Genomic DNA, 18445 nt, shown 5'->3' on the forward strand with positions numbered 1-18445 from the left:
CCTGCGGGTCTGGTGGGGGGGTTGTGTTGTCCCCCACCCCCCCCCGGTCGCCCCCCCGCCCCCCCCCACCCCCAAACTCCTCTTCGGGGGGGGCCCCCCCCCCCCCCCCCGCCCCCCCCCCCCCCCCCCCCCCCGCCCCCCCCCCCCCCCCCCCCCCCCCCCCCCCCCCCCCCCCCCCCCCCCCCCCCCCCCCCCCCCCCCCCCCCCCCCCCCCCCCCCCCCCCCCCCCCCCCCCCCCCCCCCCCCCCCCGGGCGCCGCGCATAGGCGCGGCGACCCCCTTGCTCCTCCCGACGACGCCCCATACCTATGGGCGCGACACGCAACCAAAGGTGCTGACACATGTTCCAACTCCCGTTCCCCGTCCGTGATGCCAACGCAAGCACGGGGGATCAGCCCTTGGGCGACCTGCCCGAATGGAACCTCGATGACCTCTACACCGGCGAAAATGCCGCCGAACTCAAACGCGACCTCGACTGGCTGGAAGACGCATGCAAGAGCTTTGCCGCCGACTACGAAGGCAAGCTCGACCAGTTGGACGCCAAGGAACTGTTGGACTGCATCCAGCGCCAAGAGCGGATCAACCAGGTTGCCGGGCGCGTCATGTCCTATGCGGGCCTGCGCTATTACCAACTGACCACCGATGCGGGTCGGGCGAAGTTCATGTCGGACATGCAGGAGAAGATCACCAACTTCACCACCCCGCTTGTGTTCTTCACGCTCGAACTCAACCGGCTCGAAGACGACCACCTGACCGGGCTGCTCGGCCAGAACGCCGATCTCGCTCGCTACAAACCCGTGTTCGACAAGATCCGCGCGATGAAGCCCTACCAGCTCAGCGATGAGCTGGAAAAATTCCTCCACGACCTGGGCGTTGTGGGCGACGCATGGGAGCGGCTCTTTGACGAAACCATCGCGGGCCTGACCTTCGACATCGACGGCCAAGCGCTGAATATCGAGGGCACGTTGAACTTCCTCACCGACCCCGACCGCAAGAAACGCGAGACGGCGGCGCGCGAGTTGGCCGAGGTCTTCTCGGGCAACATCAAAACCTTCGCCCGCGTCCACAACACGCAGGCCAAGGAAAAGGAAATCCTCGACCGCTGGCGGGGGATGCCCACAGCCCAGACCGGGCGGCACCTCAGCAATCAGGTCGAACCGGAAGTGGTCGAAGCACTGCGCAACGCCGTCGTCGATGCCTATCCCAAACTCAGTCACCGCTATTATGAACTGAAACGCAAATGGCTGGGTCTGGAAAAGATGCAGGTCTGGGACCGCAACGCGCCGCTGCCCATGGAAGACCCCCGCATCGTCAATTGGGACGAAGCGGAAAAGACGGTGATGGACGCCTATAACGCCTTCGATACGCGCATGGGTGAGCTGGCAAACCCGTTCTTCAAGAAGGGCTGGATTGATGCAGGCGTAAAACCCGGCAAAGCCCCCGGTGCCTTCGCCCACCCCACGGTGACAGACGTGCACCCCTACGTGATGCTCAACTACCTGGGCAAACCGCGCGACGTGATGACCTTGGCGCACGAGCTTGGCCATGGCGTCCACCAGGTGCTGGCCGCCGGTCAGGGCGAAATGCTGTCCTCAACGCCCCTGACGCTGGCAGAAACCGCCTCTGTCTTTGGCGAAATGCTGACCTTCCGCAAAATGCTCGATGGCGCCAAGGACGACGCCCAGCGCAAGGTCATGCTGGCAGGCAAGGTTGAGGACATGATCAACACGGTCGTGCGCCAGATCGCCTTCTATGACTTCGAATGCAAACTGCACGAAGCGCGCCGGGGTGGCGAGCTGACCCCCGAAGACATTAATGCGCTCTGGATGAGCGTGCAGGCAGAATCCCTTGGCCCAGCCTTCGAATTCATGGACGGGTACGAAACCTTCTGGGCCTACATCCCCCACTTCGTGCACTCGCCCTTCTACGTCTACGCCTACGCCTTCGGCGACGGCCTGGTGAACGCGCTCTACTCGGTTTACGCCGAGGGCGCGGCAGGCTTTGAAGACAAGTATTTCGACATGCTGAAAGCAGGCGGCTCCAAACACCACAAGGAACTGCTTGCCCCCTTCGGCCTCGACGCCTCGGACCCGAAATTCTGGGACAAAGGGCTCAGCATGATCTCGGGCTTCATCGACGAACTCGAAGCGATGGAAGACTGACAATGCCCCGGTGGGCGGCCCTCAGCCGCCCGCCAGAAACGCCCGCATCACGCGCTCAGCACCATCAGGGTCATCGCGGTGCACCCCGTGTCCGCACCCTTCGAACATCTCAAGCGTGGCGTTGTCACCGACCGCCTGCGCAATCTCCTGCGAACAAACCGGCGGCGTGACGGGATCAAGCGCCCCGCCAAGAACAAGGGTCGGGCATGTGATGCTAGCCACCTCGCTGCGCATGTCCATGTCCTTCATTTCGTGACCAAAGAAATGGACCGCAACCTCCGGGCGCTGGATGGCGCGGTTTCGAAAGCCTGCGGCATTGGGATCATCCGTTTGGCTGTAAAGCGGTTGGCAAATCTTGGCATAAGCATCGAACCGCGCCTGTGATGGTTTGGAAAAGAAATCCCGCGCCATCTCGGCTGCTGCATCGCCCCCAAGCTGGCGCATCATCTTCATGGTTTCGTCCAGGTGGAACTGCGCAGCCGTGGACGACAGGATCAGTTTGGACGGCCCATCCAGATGACGCGCCCCGTAATGCATGGCGACCATGCCGCCAAACGATTGGCCAAAGACCACCGGGCTCTGGATGCCAAGCACGTCACAGAATGCAGCAATGTCATCGGCCCATTGATCAAGCGCCCATGTCTCGGGATCACCGGTCGACCGCCCACTGCCACGATGATCGACATAGATGACCTGAAAATCATCGGCAAAACGGTCGAAATAGGGGCGCAAGGTCGAGTGGTCGAACCCAGGTCCCCCATGGAGTACCAGCAGCGTGGCACGCTCCTGCATGCTGTCCGGGCCCGGCTCCAGCTTTGCTCCGACTGTATCAAAAAAAATCTGGGCAGTATCGAGTTGAATATACACGCGAACCATACTCTCTAATCGTTTGAAATTACAGATTGCCGCCTGCCGTGCGGCACAAAAAATCCCCTTTTCCCCGTGATACTAAATACGTTCTTACTTCAATTGGCTGTCCTTCGACCCGCGCCGGTTTATCCCGCCGCGCTGAACTCGCATGGCATCCCGCTCGGCAACACACTCCACGCACAGTTTGACCCCGGGCACGGCAATGCATCGTGCTTCCGGGATCGGTTCATCACATTCGGCACAATGGGTCAGACTGTCGCCGACAGGCGTTTTGCGGGCCTGCATCCGTGCAAGCTCGTCCGAGATCGAAGCCTCGATCTGCTCGGAAACCGCACCATCCTTGGCCCATCCCCCTGCCATGATCCCGCTCCTTCATCCGACCCGAAAGAATCCCCCAAATGGGTCGATCAAACACCGACAGTTTTGGCTTTGGAAAGGACCGCGTCAATGATGGACTGCGTCCCGCGCGCATCTTCGAGGTGCCAAGGGTATGGCGCACCATCCCGAACATGCGCCGTAAACGCCTCGACCTGCAGCACATAGTGATCCACTCCGGGAAACCGTTCCTCGGTCACCGTTGCACCGCCCGCGCCGCCATGCACGTTGCGCTGCAGCTCAAGCCGCGCCGTGGCAAAGCGCGCCGGGTTGAACGGCGCCGTCAACTTGATCACCCCTTCTGAACCAACAAAGGTCATCTCCTGAACGGGATGCATGCGCATCGAGTTGACCCAATGAGCAGAAAAGCCGGGGAACCGGGCCGACACGCGGGCCAGCACGTCCACGCCATTCTCGAAATCCACATCAGCATGGGTGATTTCGTCCGGTTCCTGACCCGTCAGCCAGCGGGTGCAGCCATAGGTGTAAACGCCAATGTCGGGAATACCGCCGCCGCCCGTCTCGGGCCGGTTCCGCACGTTGCCGGGTTCGCTCGAATTGTCATAGCCAAACAGCCCCTCAACATGGATCAAACGCCCGATGGCCCCGTCTTCGTACAAGGCGCGTGCACGCTGCCATTGGGGGTGATGCACGATCATGTAGGCCTCGGTCGCAAAACAGCCCGACGCCTCGCGCGCCTCAATCAGCGCCTCATACTCAGCGGCGGCCATCGCCATAGGCTTTTCGCACAACACAGGTTTGCCAGCCTCCAGCGCTTTCAACGACCATTCCACATGCAGGTGGTTGGGCAACGGGATATAGACGGCATCAATCGCAGGATCAGCCAGCAACGCATCATAGCTGTCATGCACACGCAGCCCCGGACAAAAGGCGGAAAAGCCCTCGGCCTTCGCCGGCGATGAGGTGGCAAGGGCCGTCAGCTCGGCCCCTTTGGCGGCATGAATGGCCGGGGCCATGTCCCGACGCGCAAAGTCGCTGGCCCCCAGAATACCCCACCTGATCGGATCCGCCATCGCCATACCCTTCCTTGTGCCGTTTGCGCTACCATACCGCGCCGCGTTTCCCGCACAAGGCAGTGCTGCCGTACTATCAGCTTGGCAGTCGGCGACTGGCATGCCGACAGCCTGCTGTGGAAACGCAGCATCGAAGAACGCGCCGACCGCAGCCATGATCGTCAAGGTGGTGGACACCGTTGGCGCCGATCACGTCTCGCTCAGGTCCGACTTCGACGGCTCGGTGAAAACCGCCTGCGACCCATCCAAGCTATCAAGCCTGACTCACGCGTTGCTCGAGGCGGGCCTAGACACCGAAACCATCGGCAAGGTCATGGGCGGCAACATGGTGCGGGTGCTGCGGGCACGCTTGAACTGATCACTCCAGATCGCGCGCCACGCGGAACCCTATGTTGGTCTGGCGGCGGTCCACGGGCACGGGCTGCCGTGTCTCGGGCGCAGCATTCTTGATCGGGTCATCAAACGACCCACCTTTGAGCGTCCCGCTCTCGCACCCATCCAGTTTGCGCGGCAGGGACAGGTTGCCCCGCCAGCAATCCGCCACCCATTCCCACAGATTACCCGCCAGATCATGCACCCCATATTCATCCGCCGGATAGGATGCCGCCAGCGCGACACCCGGGTTGCCATCATTGCAGGACAGGTTGCGCCAGCTGAATTGCGACGTGGCATCACCAAAATTGCCAAGCACACAGACCACATCTGCGTCGTTGTTCAGATCGCGGCTAAACTCCTCTTCGGCGATCCGGTGTTTCAACTGGCGTTCCAGCAGCAGCTCGAACTCAGCCTCGGTCGGCAGGCGGTAGCGCGGCCCATCGGTCTGCTCGTTCAACCAATCAACATACCCCATCGCATCCCTGCGACTGACGCAAGACACGGGATGATCGCTGCTCAGGTCACTTCCCTGGTTAAAGGCCTGTGCAGTCTTGCGCAGCTTGTCGCCTTCCTGCCAGTCAAAGCAACTGGGCCCCTCGGACGTCTTGCCATCGACAAAGGCAACGCCGGTGTCCTCCGCATAGGCCCGCAACTGGCCAATGGTGACCTCGGTGGCCGAGATAAAGAACGGCGCGACCTCCTCTGTGATCGGTGGGATCGGATCGTCCACAGGACGCGGGCCATATGCCATCGTTCCGCCCGGCACGCGGATTAACTCAGGGCACGTCTCACAGGGTCGGACACGTATATCCTGCGGCGGAAGGGGCGCCGGTGTCGCGGGCTCTATTGCAGCCCGCTCCGTACGCTCGATCGCCATCACTGTCTCGGGCAGGCTGTCCTCCTCGGACACATCCCCATCACCCTGCGGCTGCGCCAACCCGGCAAGGGCGGCAATGATCGCGCGCCGCGTGACGTCATCGGCCTGACCGGTTTCCTCCAGCCCCTGATCACGCTGGAACAGAACCAAGGCCACCTGCGTCCGCAGGTTCAAAACGCCTGTGACACCGCCAGTGTCATAGCCAAGATCAATCAGCGCCTGCTGCATCTCGGCAACGCCGTCTGACACGGGCGGATCAGGCTCGGGATCATCTCCCTCGGGGGCGAACGCAGCAGGAACGGGAAAGAAGAATGCCCCATCTGATCCGGTCAAATCCCGGATCTGCGGCGTGATCGACCGCTGCCAGCCAAAGCGCGTGCGCAGACGCGTGACCTCCTGACCCAGATAGGATTTCAACTCACCGACCGAGACGAGGTTGTCCTTGCCCAGCGCGTTTGTCGCATCCGCCGCCCCGCGCAACCCGTTCAGCAGCGCGTGGGTAAAGACCGAACCGCCCAACTGGTCTACCGCGATGGTCTGCTCATCTGCACGCCCGGCCGTGATCACATGGCGCGCAGGCCCGCCCAACTGGGCGCGGGTGATATCCGCCAGATCGGACTGCGGGGCCGACCCCACCAAACCGGAAAAGCAGCTGTCCATCAGGTACAGCACCTGATGCGCGATGATGTAGCTGTCCCAATCGGCGATATCATCCATCGACACCATGGTCGAAAACCGGCCCCTGCGGCTGGTTTTCAAGGGCAGAAAGCCGCGAGCACCCGGCCCCTGGCCCAATGTCTCTCCATGTCCGGACCAATAGAACAGGAACCGGTCATTCGGCCCGACAAGCTGGCGGAAATCATCCAGCATCAACTCTTCCAACCGGTCCTTGGTGACCTTGTCGCCGGTCAGGATATGCACGTGGTCAAAGCCCGCCTCGTCGACAAGGTAGTCCCGCATGCGCAACGGGTCCTTGGCGGTCGGCAGGTCGGTGAATTCATCAAAATCGCTGACACCAACAATCAGGGCATAGCTTTTCTGCAGTTCCCCGAACCCGGCGCGCACCAGCAACCGCTCGGTAACGGACCGGTCGTCCGGGCGTATCGTGGCCTCGTCCAGACCATTCGTTTCCGCCCAAAGCGGTGCGGCCAACAGGGCCAGACCAACCGCCAGCCGCCAGATCATTCGGCCTTGGCTGCCTGGCGCTTCTGCTCCAGCTCCTTGGCCGCAACCTCAAGCTGCGCTTTGCGATAATCGGTCCACTTGCCCAACAGGCCAAAGACTGCCGCACCCAGCGTTGTGACAGCGCCTGCCACAGCTGTGATGGCCCCCGCGATATCTCCACTGTCGCCTGGCCCTTGTGGCACAACGCCGTTTGAGGGCTCGGACAGTAAAAGAGCATCTCCTGCATCCGAACCGATCACATATGATAACAAAGCCAACCCGATCAGGCCCAGAACTACAATAACGCTCCATCGCTTAAAAAAAATCATGGCGCCCCCGCCTTTTGATGAATGAACTCAAACAATGGGCAAAGCCTACCTCAAGTTGCTCTGTTCTCAAAGCACGGCAAGAAATGGGGCCGAAACGAAAACACCCCGCCGAACCCGGCGGGGTGTCTCAATCATGTGTTTGCCAAGGATCAGGCCGGGGTCATAAGCCCCTTGGCCTTGGCGATCTCGCGCATCTTCTTTTGCAGCTTTTCAAAAGCGCGCACCTCGATCTGGCGAATACGTTCACGGCTCACGCCATACTCACCCGACAGATCCTCAAGCGTCACAGGCGCATCTGCCAGGCGGCGCTGGGTCAGGATGTCCTTTTCGCGCTCATTCAGCACGTCCAGCGCTTCGGTCAGCATCTCGCGGCGCACTTCCAACTCGTCGCGGGCCTCGTAATCGCCTGCCTGATCCGCCGTTTCGTCTTCCAGCCAATCCTGCCACTGCATGGTGCCTTCGCCTTCGGACCCGACGGTCGCGTTCAGCGACGCATCACCGCCCGACAGGCGCCGGTTCATGGAAATGACCTCGGCCTCGGTGACGCCCAGATCCGTCGCAATACGCTTGACGTTTTCCGGCCTCAGGTCGCCCTCTTCCAATGCACCAATCTTGGCCTTGGCCTTGCGCAGGTTGAAGAACAGCTTTTTCTGGGCGGATGTCGTGCCCAACTTCACCAGCGACCACGACCGCAGGATGTATTCCTGGATAGACGCGCGAATCCACCACATCGCATAGGTGGCAAGGCGGAAACCCTTTTCCGGGTCAAAGCGTTTGACGGCCTGCATCAGGCCCACATTGGCCTCTGAAATCACTTCGGCCTGTGGCAATCCATAGCCGCGATAGCCCATTGCGATCTTGGCTGCGAGCCGCAGGTGGCTTGTCACCATCCTGTGCGCGGCACCAGTGTCTTCTTTTTCGACCCAGGCTTTTGCCAGCATGTATTCCTCTTCCGGCTCGAGCAGGGGAAATTTGCGGATTTCCTGCATGTACCGGTTCAGACCACCCTCAGGCGTCGGTGCGGGAAGATTTGCATAATTAGCCATAATGTCCCTCCAGTATCCCCGTTTCATGTTTAGGGGCTTAACATTCAATATGGGACGGCGACCGCCCGCATACAAGAGGCGGGTGTCGTCGCAGGTTGAGTATGGCACGCGATCAGGGAGCTTGGCAGGGCCCGACCCGTGCAGTCACGCGCATGTGCTGTTCATTACAAAGAGATGTAAAGATGGCGTGGCCGGATGCGCAGTTCCGCGCTTAGCCGTCCAAAACAGCCAGCAGATCGGCAAAATCCTGCGGTAAAGGCGCCTCGAACCGTAACATCTGACCGGTGACGGGGTGCTCGAACCCCAAAACGGCCGCATGCAGCGCCTGACGTGCGAAGCCAGCCACAGCCGCTGCCGCAGCTTCGGACAGTGCGCCACGCGCCAGTTTGCGCTTGCCGCCATAGGTTGGATCGCCCACCAGACCATGCCCGGCATGCGCCATATGAACGCGGATCTGGTGCGTGCGCCCGGTTTCCAACCAGCATTCGACCTGCGCCAGAACGGGCGGCGTGCCGTATCGGGCCACCAGACGTGCCCGCGTCACCGCGTGACGCCCGCCCTGAAACAGCACGGCCTGCCGCTGGCGGTCGGTCTTGTGACGGGCCAACTGGGTAGTCAATTTCAACACATTGCCGCTTTCAAAGGATGCGCCGCGCACACCGCGCAGGCGCGGATCACTTGCCTCAGGCGCGCCGTAGACCAGCGCACGATAGTATCGCTCGACACTGTGGGCCGCGAACTGTGCTGCCAGCCCGTGATGCGCCGCATCGCTCTTGGCCACCACAAGCAACCCGCTTGTATCCTTGTCGATCCGGTGCACGATGCCCGGGCGCTTCATGCCACCGACACCAGACAGTTCATCGCCGCAATGGTGCATAAGCGCATTGACCAAGGTGCCCGAGGGCGAACCCGGTGCCGGATGCACCACCATCCCCGCAGGCTTGTTGACGACAATCAGATCGTCATCCTCGAATACCACGTCCAAGGGGATGTCCTCCGCCCCGATATGGCTGTCCTCGGCCGCCGCAACGGTCACCTCGACCACGGCCCCCTCTACAATGCGGGCCTTGGGATCGGTCGCAATGACACCATCGACGGTTACGGCCCCATCCGCCAACAAGCGCGCCAGACGGGTGCGAGACAGGGCCGCGCCCTCTGGCACGTCGCGGGCGATGGCCTTATCAAGACGCGCGGGCGGATCAGCCGCAATGACAAAGGAGACGGACGTGGACGACATGGACACCCCAGAAATGCCGGCCAACCTGACCTTTCTGCGGCGGCTGGTGACGGTGTTGACGATCATCATGATCGGGGGCGTTGTAACGGTGGTCGCCCTGCTTGTCATCCGGCTGAATGCCGACCCCGCACCGCTCCCCCTGCCCGATCAGGTCACGCTACCTGACGGCACCACGGCCACGGCCTTTACGGTCGGGTCCGACTGGTACGCGGTCGTGACCGCCGATGATCGCATCCTGATCTATGACCAAGTGACGGGCACGCTACGGCAGTCCATCGCCGTCGAAACGGCGGCAGACTAAAACAAGGGGCCGCGCAAGCGCCATTGAGGCGTCAGAAACGACGCAGCGCACCTAACGCGGCTGCATTTCCGAAGACAGGAAAGCCTCCGGGCCATCGACCTCCTCCAGCTTCTGACCGTGGATGCACCAGAAACGGCTGCCCACATGTCGCAGGAAACTGCGGTCATGGCTGACCAGCAGGCAGGACGTGTCATGTGCAATCAATTCGTCCTCCAAGGCCTCCTGCCCCTCGATGTCCAGATGGTTTGTCGGCTCATCCAGCAAGTAGAAATTCGGGTTTTGCAAACGCAACACCAGCATGGCCAACCGGGCCTTCTGCCCGCCGGACAAGGCGCCAATCTGGGTATCCTGCATTTGATAGCTGACACCCGCCCCCGCCAGCACGCCGCGCGCCCGTTGATCACCAATATCGAATGTACGCGTCACGGCGCGCATGGGCGTATCCCGGTCAGAAAGCTGGCTGAGATGCTGATCCGAATACGCAGCGACGGCGGACAGCGCGCATTTGATCCCCGTGTCCTCTCCTCCCAGGGCGCGGGCAATCATCCTGACCAGACGGGTCTTGCCCGTGCCATTCGTCCCGAGCAAAACAACGCGATCACCGGGTGAAATCCATTTCTTTCCTGTCTTGTACAGCAACCGCCCATCAGGTGTTTTGACGTCCACATCATCAAGCGTGATCAATGCCCTGGCGTGGGTGCCACTATTCGACAGCTTGATGTCCCCCGCACTTCTCTCGGTGTGCGCAGGTTTGGCAGCGGCTTCCATCCTGTCCGCCCGTTCGGTCAACTGCCTGGTCTTGGTCAACAAAAGGTCAGAGCCCGAGTTGATACCGACATTTTTCAGCTTCGCCGCCTGTTTGCGCAGTTGCTGGGCCTTGTTGAGATCATTGGCAAACCGGCGCGCGTCCGCAGCGTCGGTCTCCTCCAGCGCCGCGCGGGCGGCCGAATATGGGAGTGCAAAGAACCGGGATTGCTCGGGCCGCAGAAACAACGTGCAATTGGTCACCGCGTCCAGAAATGCCCGGTCGTGCGAGGTCATGATCACCGGCAGATCGCCTGGCAAAGCCGCCATCCAGTTCTGCAGCAAGGCGATGCGATGCAGGTCCAGGTGATTGGTCGGCTCGTCCAGCAGCAGCAAACCGGGCTCATTGACCCAAGCCGCCGCCAGCAGCGCCATGCGTTGCCACCCACCGCTCAGGTCTGCGAGCCACTTGTGCTGAAACTCGTACGGTACGGAAAGGTCGCCCAACACGACATCGACGCGCCAGCTTTCGTAATCGGCCTGTTCGGGTGGCAGGGCTGCCAGCACCCACTCATACATGGTGCAGGACAGCGCCTCGGGCGGCAGGTCCTGCTTCACATGTCCGATGCGCAGGCCACGGGTGCGGGTGATATCTCCGCTGGTTTGATCAAACTCGCCCGCAAGACAGGACAGCAAAGTTGACTTCCCGCTGCCGTTCCGGGCCACCAGACCGATGCGGTTGCCCTTCGAGATTGTCAGGTTGAGGTCAGAAAAAAGCGGATGGCCCAGCGTTACCGCCAAAGCGTTGGTGTTCAGGATAGCCATAGGGATCTCGGGTCACAAAAAGGATGCCGCTACGCGGCTTTGGGCAGACCGGTGAAAGGATTACCTGTGGCCAGCCCTGCAAACGAATTTACAGGGCGCAGCGGGGGCCATGCTGAAGTCGGCGGATGATACGCATGCTCAGCTTGTGCCCTCCCGTTGTTGGTTGTGATCCTGAATGCAAAGCTATGACGCCTTGCCGGGTTTGGCAAATGCTTTGCCCAGGCAGAATGCGCACCGATCAGAAACGCAGCCACGTCTCACCAAACAGCGCTATTTTCGGAAGGGTGGTACCACCGCCCCGGCTCGAACGGGGGACCTCCTGATCCACAATCAGGCGCTCTAACCAACTGAGCTACGGCGGCACTGGGGGTCAAATACCTATGCCGCCGACCGATTGCAATACCGTCAGAAGCGATAAACCCACGTCTGTTCCACCAAATCCTGACCGAAGGAATGCACAGGTTTTGACGCCACCATATCCCACCCCGTGCGGGCATAAAGGGCGCAGGCGGCCGCGTGACTTTCATGGGTCCAAAGGGTCATCCCGGCATATCCCGCGTCGCGCGCAAATGACATGCATTGATCCAGCAGCATCCGGCCCGCGCCCCTGCCCCGTGCCTCCGGAACCAGCAGAAACAGACGCAGCTTTGCGGTCGTTTCGTCATGACGTACACAAAAGATCGACCCCAGAGGCTGCCCACCCGCCTCAGCCATCCATCCGCGCTCGCAGGTCACATCATGATCTGCGTTGAACACCTCAAGGATGGACCGGACCAGCGGACCAAAGCTGTCATCGAACCCCGCTTCACGCGCATAAAGCCCGCCATGCTGATCAACCAGCCAATCGGTATCCTCGGGGCGAAACGGGCGCAGGGTGACGTCATTCATCGGGCAACCATGGCCGACCCTGGCTTGCCTTTCAATACTGATCGGGCTAGCACCCGGCTTCAACTTCCGCCGGAGATGACCATGAGCATCAACAAAGAAAGCGACATCGAAGCCAACCTGCAAATTGGCCCGACCGACGCAGGCATGGTGCGCATCTATGTCGAGGCGAAGGGCGTTGAGATTCCCATGGATTTCGACCCCGAAGAGGCCGAGGAAATCGCAGACGAGATCAAGGCGGCCGCCAAGGCTGCCGGTGCGATGAAGCGATAGGCGCTCGCGCCTCCAACGTTGGACAGGCAATCCACGGACCTACCTCGTTCGCTACGCCAATCCTAAGCTTAAGCCTGGTGTCGGCTTCGCGGGACAAACCGGGCTCGTGCAAGTACAGCAATTGCTGACGCAGCATCGCCTCGCTCTTGCAGCATCACCAATATGCGGGAACGCTATTCTTTCGCCAAAACGGTCATTGGGGCCATCTTTTATATAGGGTCCTTCGGCCTTGTGCCATCACCAATAGATCGGTGTTGCACTATTGATCTGGGAGGAGGCCCGGCCATCTAGTAGACGTCCCGTTGGTAGCGGTTCGCTTGGCGAAGGCCCGCGACATAAGCTATTGCTCCATTCGCATCTAGGCCACTATGTTCCGCAACAATATCGTGGATCACGACGTCCACATCTGCGGCCATGCGCAAGGCGTCGCCGCAAACGTAGATAACGGCGCCCCGTTCCAGCCAGTCATAGAACGTGGCACCGCTTTGTTTAATCAGATGTTGAACGTAGCATTTCCGGTCACTGTCACGCGACCACGCCAGACTAAGCTTGGTCAAAAGACCGCCTTCGTGCCACGTCTCAATTGCGTCTTGGTAGAGGTAGTCGCTGGCTTGATGCTGATCTCCAAAGAACAGCCAATTCTCGCCCTTGGCTTGGCGTGCCTCGCGTTCTTCAAGAAACGCACGGAATGGGGCAATACCCGTACCCGGGCCGATCATGATGACCGGCACGCCGTCATCGTTTGGCAGTTTGAAATGGTGGGCCTTGTGGACATAAACGCCGACAGCCCCGCCCCTTTGCAAGCGGCCACCTAAATAATTCGAAGCGACACCTTTGCCATCCCGGCCATTATGCGTGTATTGTACCTCGCCAATCGTCAGGTGCACTTCGCCGGGATGCTTTTTAGGGCTGGATGAGATTGAGTAAAGGCGCGGCTGGAGGCCGCGAAGGCCGTCTGTTAGCGCCTGGGCCGTGAGGTCCCTGGTCCGGACCAGCGCATCCAGCACATGATCGCCCTCTTGCATCTCACATCCCCAGCTTTCTGCCGTTTTGGCTGTCAGGGTCGTCAAGTCCAATACCGTGAACAGGGCTTGGCGCAACGTAGAAGGCCCGGCCTTTAGAGCTACGATCTCTGAACCAGTATGGCCTGACGCGGCCAAAATTGCCTCGACCTCTGCTATATCATTCAGTGGCCAGACCCCAAGGGCATCGCCCACCTCATAGTCCAAATCGGCACCGCCGCCGCAGAGCGAAATCTCAATATGATTGACCCGTTTCGAGGATGTCTCGCCGCTCAGACAGATGGCTTGCATGAGCGTGCCTAAAAACGGATGGGATCTGTCGAACACGGCCTTTGGCGCCTCGGCCTCCGCCAAGATGGCGCCGCCCGCCGCCGACAGGAACGCATCTGTAGTGAACACGGTGTCGCACCAAAGTGCGAAATCATCTTCATAATCCAGATCGCAGGCGACCAGATCGGCGGCTCTTGTTGCACCAAGCTCAGCCAAGCGCGCATCCAGGTCTTTTGCAGCCTGATTGAATTGTGCATAGCTGCTGTCGCCTAACCCCAGAACCGAATAGTTCAGGCTTTCCGGAAGGGGCGGACAGTCATCTGACAAAAGCGCGTCCATGAAATTTGCGGCATTGTCGGCGGGATCGCCTTCCCCACAGGTGGCTGCGATGAACAACACATGTTTTGTGGACGCCAGATCCTCAGGCATGATGGAATTTAGGTCGGCAAGATCGGCCTTGAATCCTTTGGTGGCGGATTGTTTGCGCAGCTCCCTGCTTAGCGCCTCTGCCGTTCCTGTTTGGGAGCCGAAATATACTTTGAGCGGCGTCTGTTCGATTGTCGTGCTGCCTTTGGCAATCGCATGAATGCCTGAAAACAAGCCGTTGAGATAAGCCCGTTGTGCCTCGTCAAAGGGGCTGCCTTCGGGGATAAAATCGGAGGTTGTTTTTGTGTTGTTCAACGCCTCATCGGCGAAAATGGGGCCATGTTCGGTCATGGGGCGGTCCTTGGGTCAAGACGAAGGCTGGAAAAGCTTGGAAAGTGCAGTGTCAGGCATGGCCCGCACGAAGCTGAGGAAAGTCTCAGTCCCGTCGCGACAGTTGAGATACGTGGCGATGATCCGCTCGATAACGCTGTTCAACTCAGTCGCGGGAACAGGTCCACAGAGCGGGCGGCCAATCCCTTTGTCGTAGTCGCTACCGCCGCCAATCACGACTTGGTACCCCGGAGTACCATCTGCGGTGGTTGCGCCAACAAGGCCGATATCGCCAATATAATGCTGCGCGCAGGAGTTCGGGCATCCCGTCAGATGGATGTTGATGGGGCTATCAAGTGTGAAGCGGTCTTCCAGATGGCGCACCAGCGCTATACCGTCTTCCTTGGTATGGGCAAGGCCCAGTTTGCAAGCTGTTTTACCAGTGCATGCAACCGCGCCTGCGGCAAAGGCCGTGGCGTTCGTGCTCAACCCGGCTTCAGCGAGTTCTCGTTCAATCTGTTCGGTTTGCGTTGTCGGAATATGCGGGATCAGCACGTTCTGCCAGACGGTCAGGCGGATATCGTTGCGGCCATGCCGCGATGCGATCCGGCCCAGGGCGCGCATCTGATCAGACGACAAACGTCCCATTTCCAAGGCAACTCCGGCATAGTTGAGCGCGGGGTCAGATTGCGGATGGACCCCGATATGACCCTGCCGGTTCACTGCGGGTCGGGGCAAGTCGTGCGCTGCGTTCACCAGCAGTAGCTGAAAGCCCGCCTCCATCTCTTTTAGCTTTGTCTGCGTGGCATCAATGAACCAATCCATGCCCTTGGCGTCGAGCAGGTATTTCAGCCGTGCGCGTTTGCGGTTGGTGCGGTTGGCATGTTCGACAAACACCATGAGCATCGCAAAACCGGTCATGACGGTCTGGTCCGGCGTGCAGATCATCCCCGTCTCCCGCGTCAGGTCACGGTGGCCAGAAATCCCGCCCAAACCAATGCGGCAATAGACGCCCGGTGCCACGGGCGCACCATCCGCAATCTTCACCACCTGGAACGCGATATCGTTGCTGTCGCTGACTGCAGAGATGCTGCCGCCATTGTCAAAGGAGATGTTGAATTTTCGTGGGAGGGCCCGCAGCTCGCGTTTGTTCAGGATCAGGTTCGACAACCGGCGCGTTTGCGGCGAGAGATCAATTAATTCGACCGGATCAAAGCCCGCCGTGGGTGACGCAGTCAGGTTGCGCGCTGAATCCGCGCCTGAGCCCTGGCAGGACAGCCCGGCTGAGGCTAGTGCATCCATCACCTTAAGCACATTCCTTGGCGCAATTTCCCGAATTTGAAGATTGCCGCGGGTTGTCACATGGGCATGGCTAGGACCATAGGTGTCGGCAATATCCGCAATGGCCTGCATTTGGTCGCCGCGCATTTGGCAGGCGGGCAAACGCAAGCGGATCATGTAGCCGGGGCTGGCGGGCTCCACGTTGAAGAAGCCAAGATGGCGCAGTAGGAATTGATCTAGGCCGGTGGCAATTTCGTTGCGCGCCGTCCAGCGTTCAAGCCGATCCCACATATCGAGCGGATGCAGCTTGTATTTGGCGATTTCTTCTTTGCAGAGGTCCTCTAACGGGGTGCCATAGACATGCTCGGTTGGGGCCTCACCGCCCGGGGCGGCGGTGAGTTCCAACTTTGTCAGGGCTGACATGAGGCAGGCGATCTGTTCATCAGAGAAGCCCCGACCCGTCGTTTTTGTCACTAGATCACCAGGCATTGTAAGCGAGATATTTGCCCGACATCTCGATCTTAACCCGGTCGCCTTTGTCGTGTTTCACGCGGGCCACAGACATCTCGAAATCGATAGCGGACATAATGCCGTCGCCAAATTCTTCGTGGATCAAAGCTTTCAATGTTGGGGCATAGACGCCGACAATCTCATAAAAGCGATACATGCAAGGGTCCGTTGGGACCGTCTGTTCCCAAATCTTCGTGGGGCTTTCGGCGAGCACCGCTGTTGCCTCATCGGGCAGGCCCAAGGCCTCGGTCAATGCGGCGGCTTTCTCAGGCGGAAACGCGTTCATCCCCATGCAGGCCGAATGCGTGAAGACCGCAGACATGTCTATCTTTGCGGCAATCTCGGCCCATGATAATCCCAGCTTTTTCTTGGACAGCAAGATAAGCGTAGTGACATCTTCCTTGGTCATCAGGCTGTCAGTGATGTTGAGGTCTTTCATGGATAGTGCTCCTTTAGTGGCTGAGAAGAAGAAAAATGGCGATGGCCAGCAGCGCCGAGACCGCTTGCCAGAATTGGACTGGATGTCGCTCGATCAAGGGCGAGCGGCCTTTGCGTTGGTACTGGATGCTGGGCCGTTTGAGGTCCGCCTCAAACTCGGACAGGGCATTGGGACGCTTGACGGGGTCTGGATGCAAGGCGCATCGCAGACAATGATCGAGCCATTCAGGCACCCTGTCACCTGCTTTTCGGTAAACGAGAGCCCGCCGCTCTTTGGGCGATCGTATCTTTGCGACATCGGTACCAAAGGGTAGCTTTCCGGTCATCATCTCATAACCGATCACGGCCAGTGAAAAGAGGTCCGCTTTCCAGGTTACAGCCTCGCCAGAAAAATACTCTGGCGCGGTGTATTGCGCCGTGCCAAGAATTTCCGGGGCAATATCCAACGGGCCCATTTCCTGCATCCCTGAAATATAGGCCGAGCCAAAGTCGATCAGAGTCACATGGCCATCAGCATCCAGCATGATGTTTTCAGGTCGCAGATCCTGATGCAGCATCTCACGGCGGTGAAAGGCCCGCAGGCCCTTGATGATCTGGGCAATGATGTTGCGCATTTGCTGGAGAGTGGGGGTTGGGTTGTCGATCATCCATTGCCGCAACGTTTGCCCCTCGATGAAGGTGGTAAGCGTGTAAAGCGCGCTTCGATCTGTCTGCAGCACGGGGGCGGACAGAACATTCGGATGGCTAATGCGCCGCGCGATCCATTCTTCCGTCACAAACCTTTGGATAGCCGCGTCATCTTCGCGCAACTCAGAGGCGGGAACTTTCAAGGCAAGGCGCTCGTCACCGCGTTTCGCAAGATAGATACGCGAACGATGGGTGACTTGGATCTCACGTAGAATGGTGAGGCCGTCAATCGTGTCGCCTGATACGAAATCCTTGGGCCACGGCAGTGTTGCGTTTTGACCGCTTACATCGGCAGCTTCTTCAAACGGCAGGTTCTCGAGGCGCAGTATTTGCACGGTCAGATTATCTACGGCGTGCGCTTTAGCTGCATCAATGATCTGTTGGGCTGCGACATCAAGATTGGGCGCTTGCCCTATGACCCGCACCGCGTGGCACGGGTCCCAGACGTCATGCAGACCGTCAGTTGTCATCAGGAAAACATCACCGACATGCAGAGGTTCAGCACGGTAATCGACGTCAATACTATGGTTTGCGCCCATAGCGCGCGACAAGGCTACTTGCGCGCCGTCAAGCAGAGCGTGGTGATCAAATGTCAGAGGTTCAAGCGTGGTGCCGGAGACGCGCCAGATACGGCAATCGCCGACATGAAATATATGCCCCATGCGCCCCTTCAAGACCATCGCAGAGAGCGTGCAGGTATAGCCGCGATCAATGTCATATTCACCCGCGTGACGGGTTTGCGCATGAAGCCATGCATTGATCGCAGAGATGACTTTGGTGCCAGCCGTTTTGGCTGTCCAGCTATCCGGGGTCGCCATATAGTCGGTGAGAAACGATTTGACGCAGGTTTCAGCCGCTTCCCGACTGACCTGCGAGGTGGAAATCCCGTCTGCCAATGCGACCACACATCCTTTGACGCGGCGATCAATACCATCTGGGAGCAGAGCGCCAAAGAAGTCGTCATTGCAATCCTTGGCCCCGCGCGACGAGGCTTGGCCAAGGGAGACTGACAATGAGGGGACGTGCAACATGGATGGGCTTTCAG

17 protein-coding genes and 1 tRNA gene are annotated in these 18445 nt (G+C 59.8%); 4 read left to right on the forward strand and 14 right to left on the reverse strand.

What is annotated here, in order from left to right:
• Positions 1-340 precede the first annotated feature (340 nt).
• Positions 341-2161 carry a M3 family oligoendopeptidase gene (locus Q1A75_RS11450; protein ID WP_299554888.1) on the forward strand — a complete coding sequence of 607 codons (1821 nt, stop codon included), beginning with the start codon at positions 341-343 and terminating at the stop codon, positions 2159-2161.
• Between the two features lie 21 nt (positions 2162-2182).
• Here Q1A75_RS11450 and Q1A75_RS11455 read toward each other — a convergent pair whose 3' ends face one another.
• The 3 genes from Q1A75_RS11455 to Q1A75_RS11465 all read right to left on the reverse strand — a co-directional run bounded on the left by Q1A75_RS11455 (position 2183) and on the right by Q1A75_RS11465 (position 4440).
• A complete protein-coding gene (locus tag Q1A75_RS11455; RefSeq protein ID WP_299592340.1) occupies positions 2183-3037 on the reverse strand; it encodes an alpha/beta hydrolase in 855 nt (284 codons plus the stop codon).
• Between the two features lie 84 nt (positions 3038-3121).
• Complete coding sequence (locus Q1A75_RS11460) at positions 3122-3391, reverse strand: DksA/TraR family C4-type zinc finger protein (RefSeq protein ID WP_299554882.1); 270 nt, start codon at positions 3389-3391, stop codon at positions 3122-3124.
• A 47-nt stretch (positions 3392-3438) separates the two neighbouring features.
• Positions 3439-4440: a Gfo/Idh/MocA family oxidoreductase gene (locus Q1A75_RS11465; protein WP_299554879.1), complete on the reverse strand. Its 1002-nt coding sequence runs from the start codon at positions 4438-4440 to the stop codon at positions 3439-3441.
• A 154-nt stretch (positions 4441-4594) separates the two neighbouring features.
• On the opposite strand from Q1A75_RS11465, the gene Q1A75_RS11470 reads away from it, so the two are divergent.
• Complete coding sequence (locus Q1A75_RS11470; RefSeq protein WP_299554874.1) at positions 4595-4798, forward strand: membrane dipeptidase; 204 nt, start codon at positions 4595-4597, stop codon at positions 4796-4798.
• On the opposite strand, the gene Q1A75_RS11475 is transcribed toward Q1A75_RS11470, so the two are convergent.
• The 4 genes from Q1A75_RS11475 to Q1A75_RS11490 form a co-directional block, all read right to left on the reverse strand.
• Positions 4799-6877 (reverse strand): SUMF1/EgtB/PvdO family nonheme iron enzyme, encoded by a 2079-nt coding sequence (locus tag Q1A75_RS11475; RefSeq protein ID WP_299554869.1) that lies wholly within the window; start codon positions 6875-6877, stop codon positions 4799-4801.
• Positions 6874-7185, reverse strand: a complete 312-nt coding sequence (locus Q1A75_RS11480; protein ID WP_299554866.1) for a hypothetical protein — start codon at positions 7183-7185, stop codon at positions 6874-6876. Before Q1A75_RS11480 ends, Q1A75_RS11475 begins: the two co-directional genes overlap by 4 nt.
• 149 nt (positions 7186-7334) lie before the next feature.
• Complete coding sequence (gene rpoH, locus Q1A75_RS11485) at positions 7335-8231, reverse strand: RNA polymerase sigma factor RpoH (RefSeq protein ID WP_299554863.1); 897 nt, start codon at positions 8229-8231, stop codon at positions 7335-7337.
• A 211-nt stretch (positions 8232-8442) separates the two neighbouring features.
• The gene (locus Q1A75_RS11490; RefSeq protein ID WP_299554860.1) at positions 8443-9468 is read right to left on the reverse strand and encodes an RluA family pseudouridine synthase; all 1026 of its coding nucleotides are present in this window, start codon (positions 9466-9468) and stop codon (positions 8443-8445) included.
• On the opposite strand from Q1A75_RS11490, the gene Q1A75_RS11495 reads away from it, so the two are divergent.
• On the forward strand, positions 9440-9769 hold the full coding sequence (locus Q1A75_RS11495; protein WP_299554857.1) for a DUF6476 family protein: 330 nt from the start codon (positions 9440-9442) through the stop codon (positions 9767-9769). The genes Q1A75_RS11490 and Q1A75_RS11495 overlap by 29 nt on opposite strands.
• A 51-nt stretch (positions 9770-9820) precedes the next feature.
• Here the strand turns inward: Q1A75_RS11495 and Q1A75_RS11500 are convergent, their stop codons facing one another.
• From Q1A75_RS11500 to Q1A75_RS11510, 3 genes are all read right to left on the reverse strand, one after another.
• Entirely contained in the window at positions 9821-11338 is a 1518-nt protein-coding gene (locus tag Q1A75_RS11500; protein WP_299554854.1) for an ABC-F family ATP-binding cassette domain-containing protein, read from the reverse strand.
• 285 nt (positions 11339-11623) lie between these two features.
• Positions 11624-11700, reverse strand: a tRNA-His gene (locus tag Q1A75_RS11505).
• A 43-nt stretch (positions 11701-11743) separates the two neighbouring features.
• A complete protein-coding gene (locus Q1A75_RS11510) occupies positions 11744-12226 on the reverse strand; it encodes a GNAT family N-acetyltransferase (RefSeq protein WP_299554851.1) in 483 nt (160 codons plus the stop codon).
• Between the two features lie 81 nt (positions 12227-12307).
• On the opposite strand from Q1A75_RS11510, the gene Q1A75_RS11515 reads away from it, so the two are divergent.
• Positions 12308-12496, forward strand: coding sequence for a DUF6324 family protein (locus tag Q1A75_RS11515; protein WP_299554849.1), 189 nt, complete (start codon positions 12308-12310; stop codon positions 12494-12496).
• A 287-nt stretch (positions 12497-12783) separates the two neighbouring features.
• Here the strand turns inward: Q1A75_RS11515 and Q1A75_RS11520 are convergent, their stop codons facing one another.
• The 4 genes from Q1A75_RS11520 to Q1A75_RS11535 are packed head-to-tail and all read right to left on the reverse strand — an operon-like array spanning position 12784 to position 18431.
• Positions 12784-14505: a flavodoxin domain-containing protein gene (locus Q1A75_RS11520; RefSeq protein ID WP_299554847.1), complete on the reverse strand. Its 1722-nt coding sequence runs from the start codon at positions 14503-14505 to the stop codon at positions 12784-12786.
• Positions 14506-14520: 15 nt separating this feature from the next.
• Positions 14521-16188 carry a NirA family protein gene (locus Q1A75_RS11525; RefSeq protein ID WP_299554845.1) on the reverse strand — a complete coding sequence of 556 codons (1668 nt, stop codon included), beginning with the start codon at positions 16186-16188 and terminating at the stop codon, positions 14521-14523.
• A gap of 55 nt (positions 16189-16243) precedes the next feature.
• Positions 16244-16714, reverse strand: coding sequence for a cyanase (gene cynS / locus Q1A75_RS11530; protein WP_299554843.1), 471 nt, complete (start codon positions 16712-16714; stop codon positions 16244-16246).
• A 13-nt stretch (positions 16715-16727) separates the two neighbouring features.
• Complete coding sequence (locus Q1A75_RS11535) at positions 16728-18431, reverse strand: bifunctional protein-serine/threonine kinase/phosphatase (RefSeq protein ID WP_299554840.1); 1704 nt, start codon at positions 18429-18431, stop codon at positions 16728-16730.
• Positions 18432-18445 lie beyond the last annotated feature (14 nt).

The organism is uncultured Tateyamaria sp. (assembly GCF_947504105.1).
Taxonomy (GTDB): Bacteria; Pseudomonadota; Alphaproteobacteria; order Rhodobacterales; family Rhodobacteraceae; genus Tateyamaria.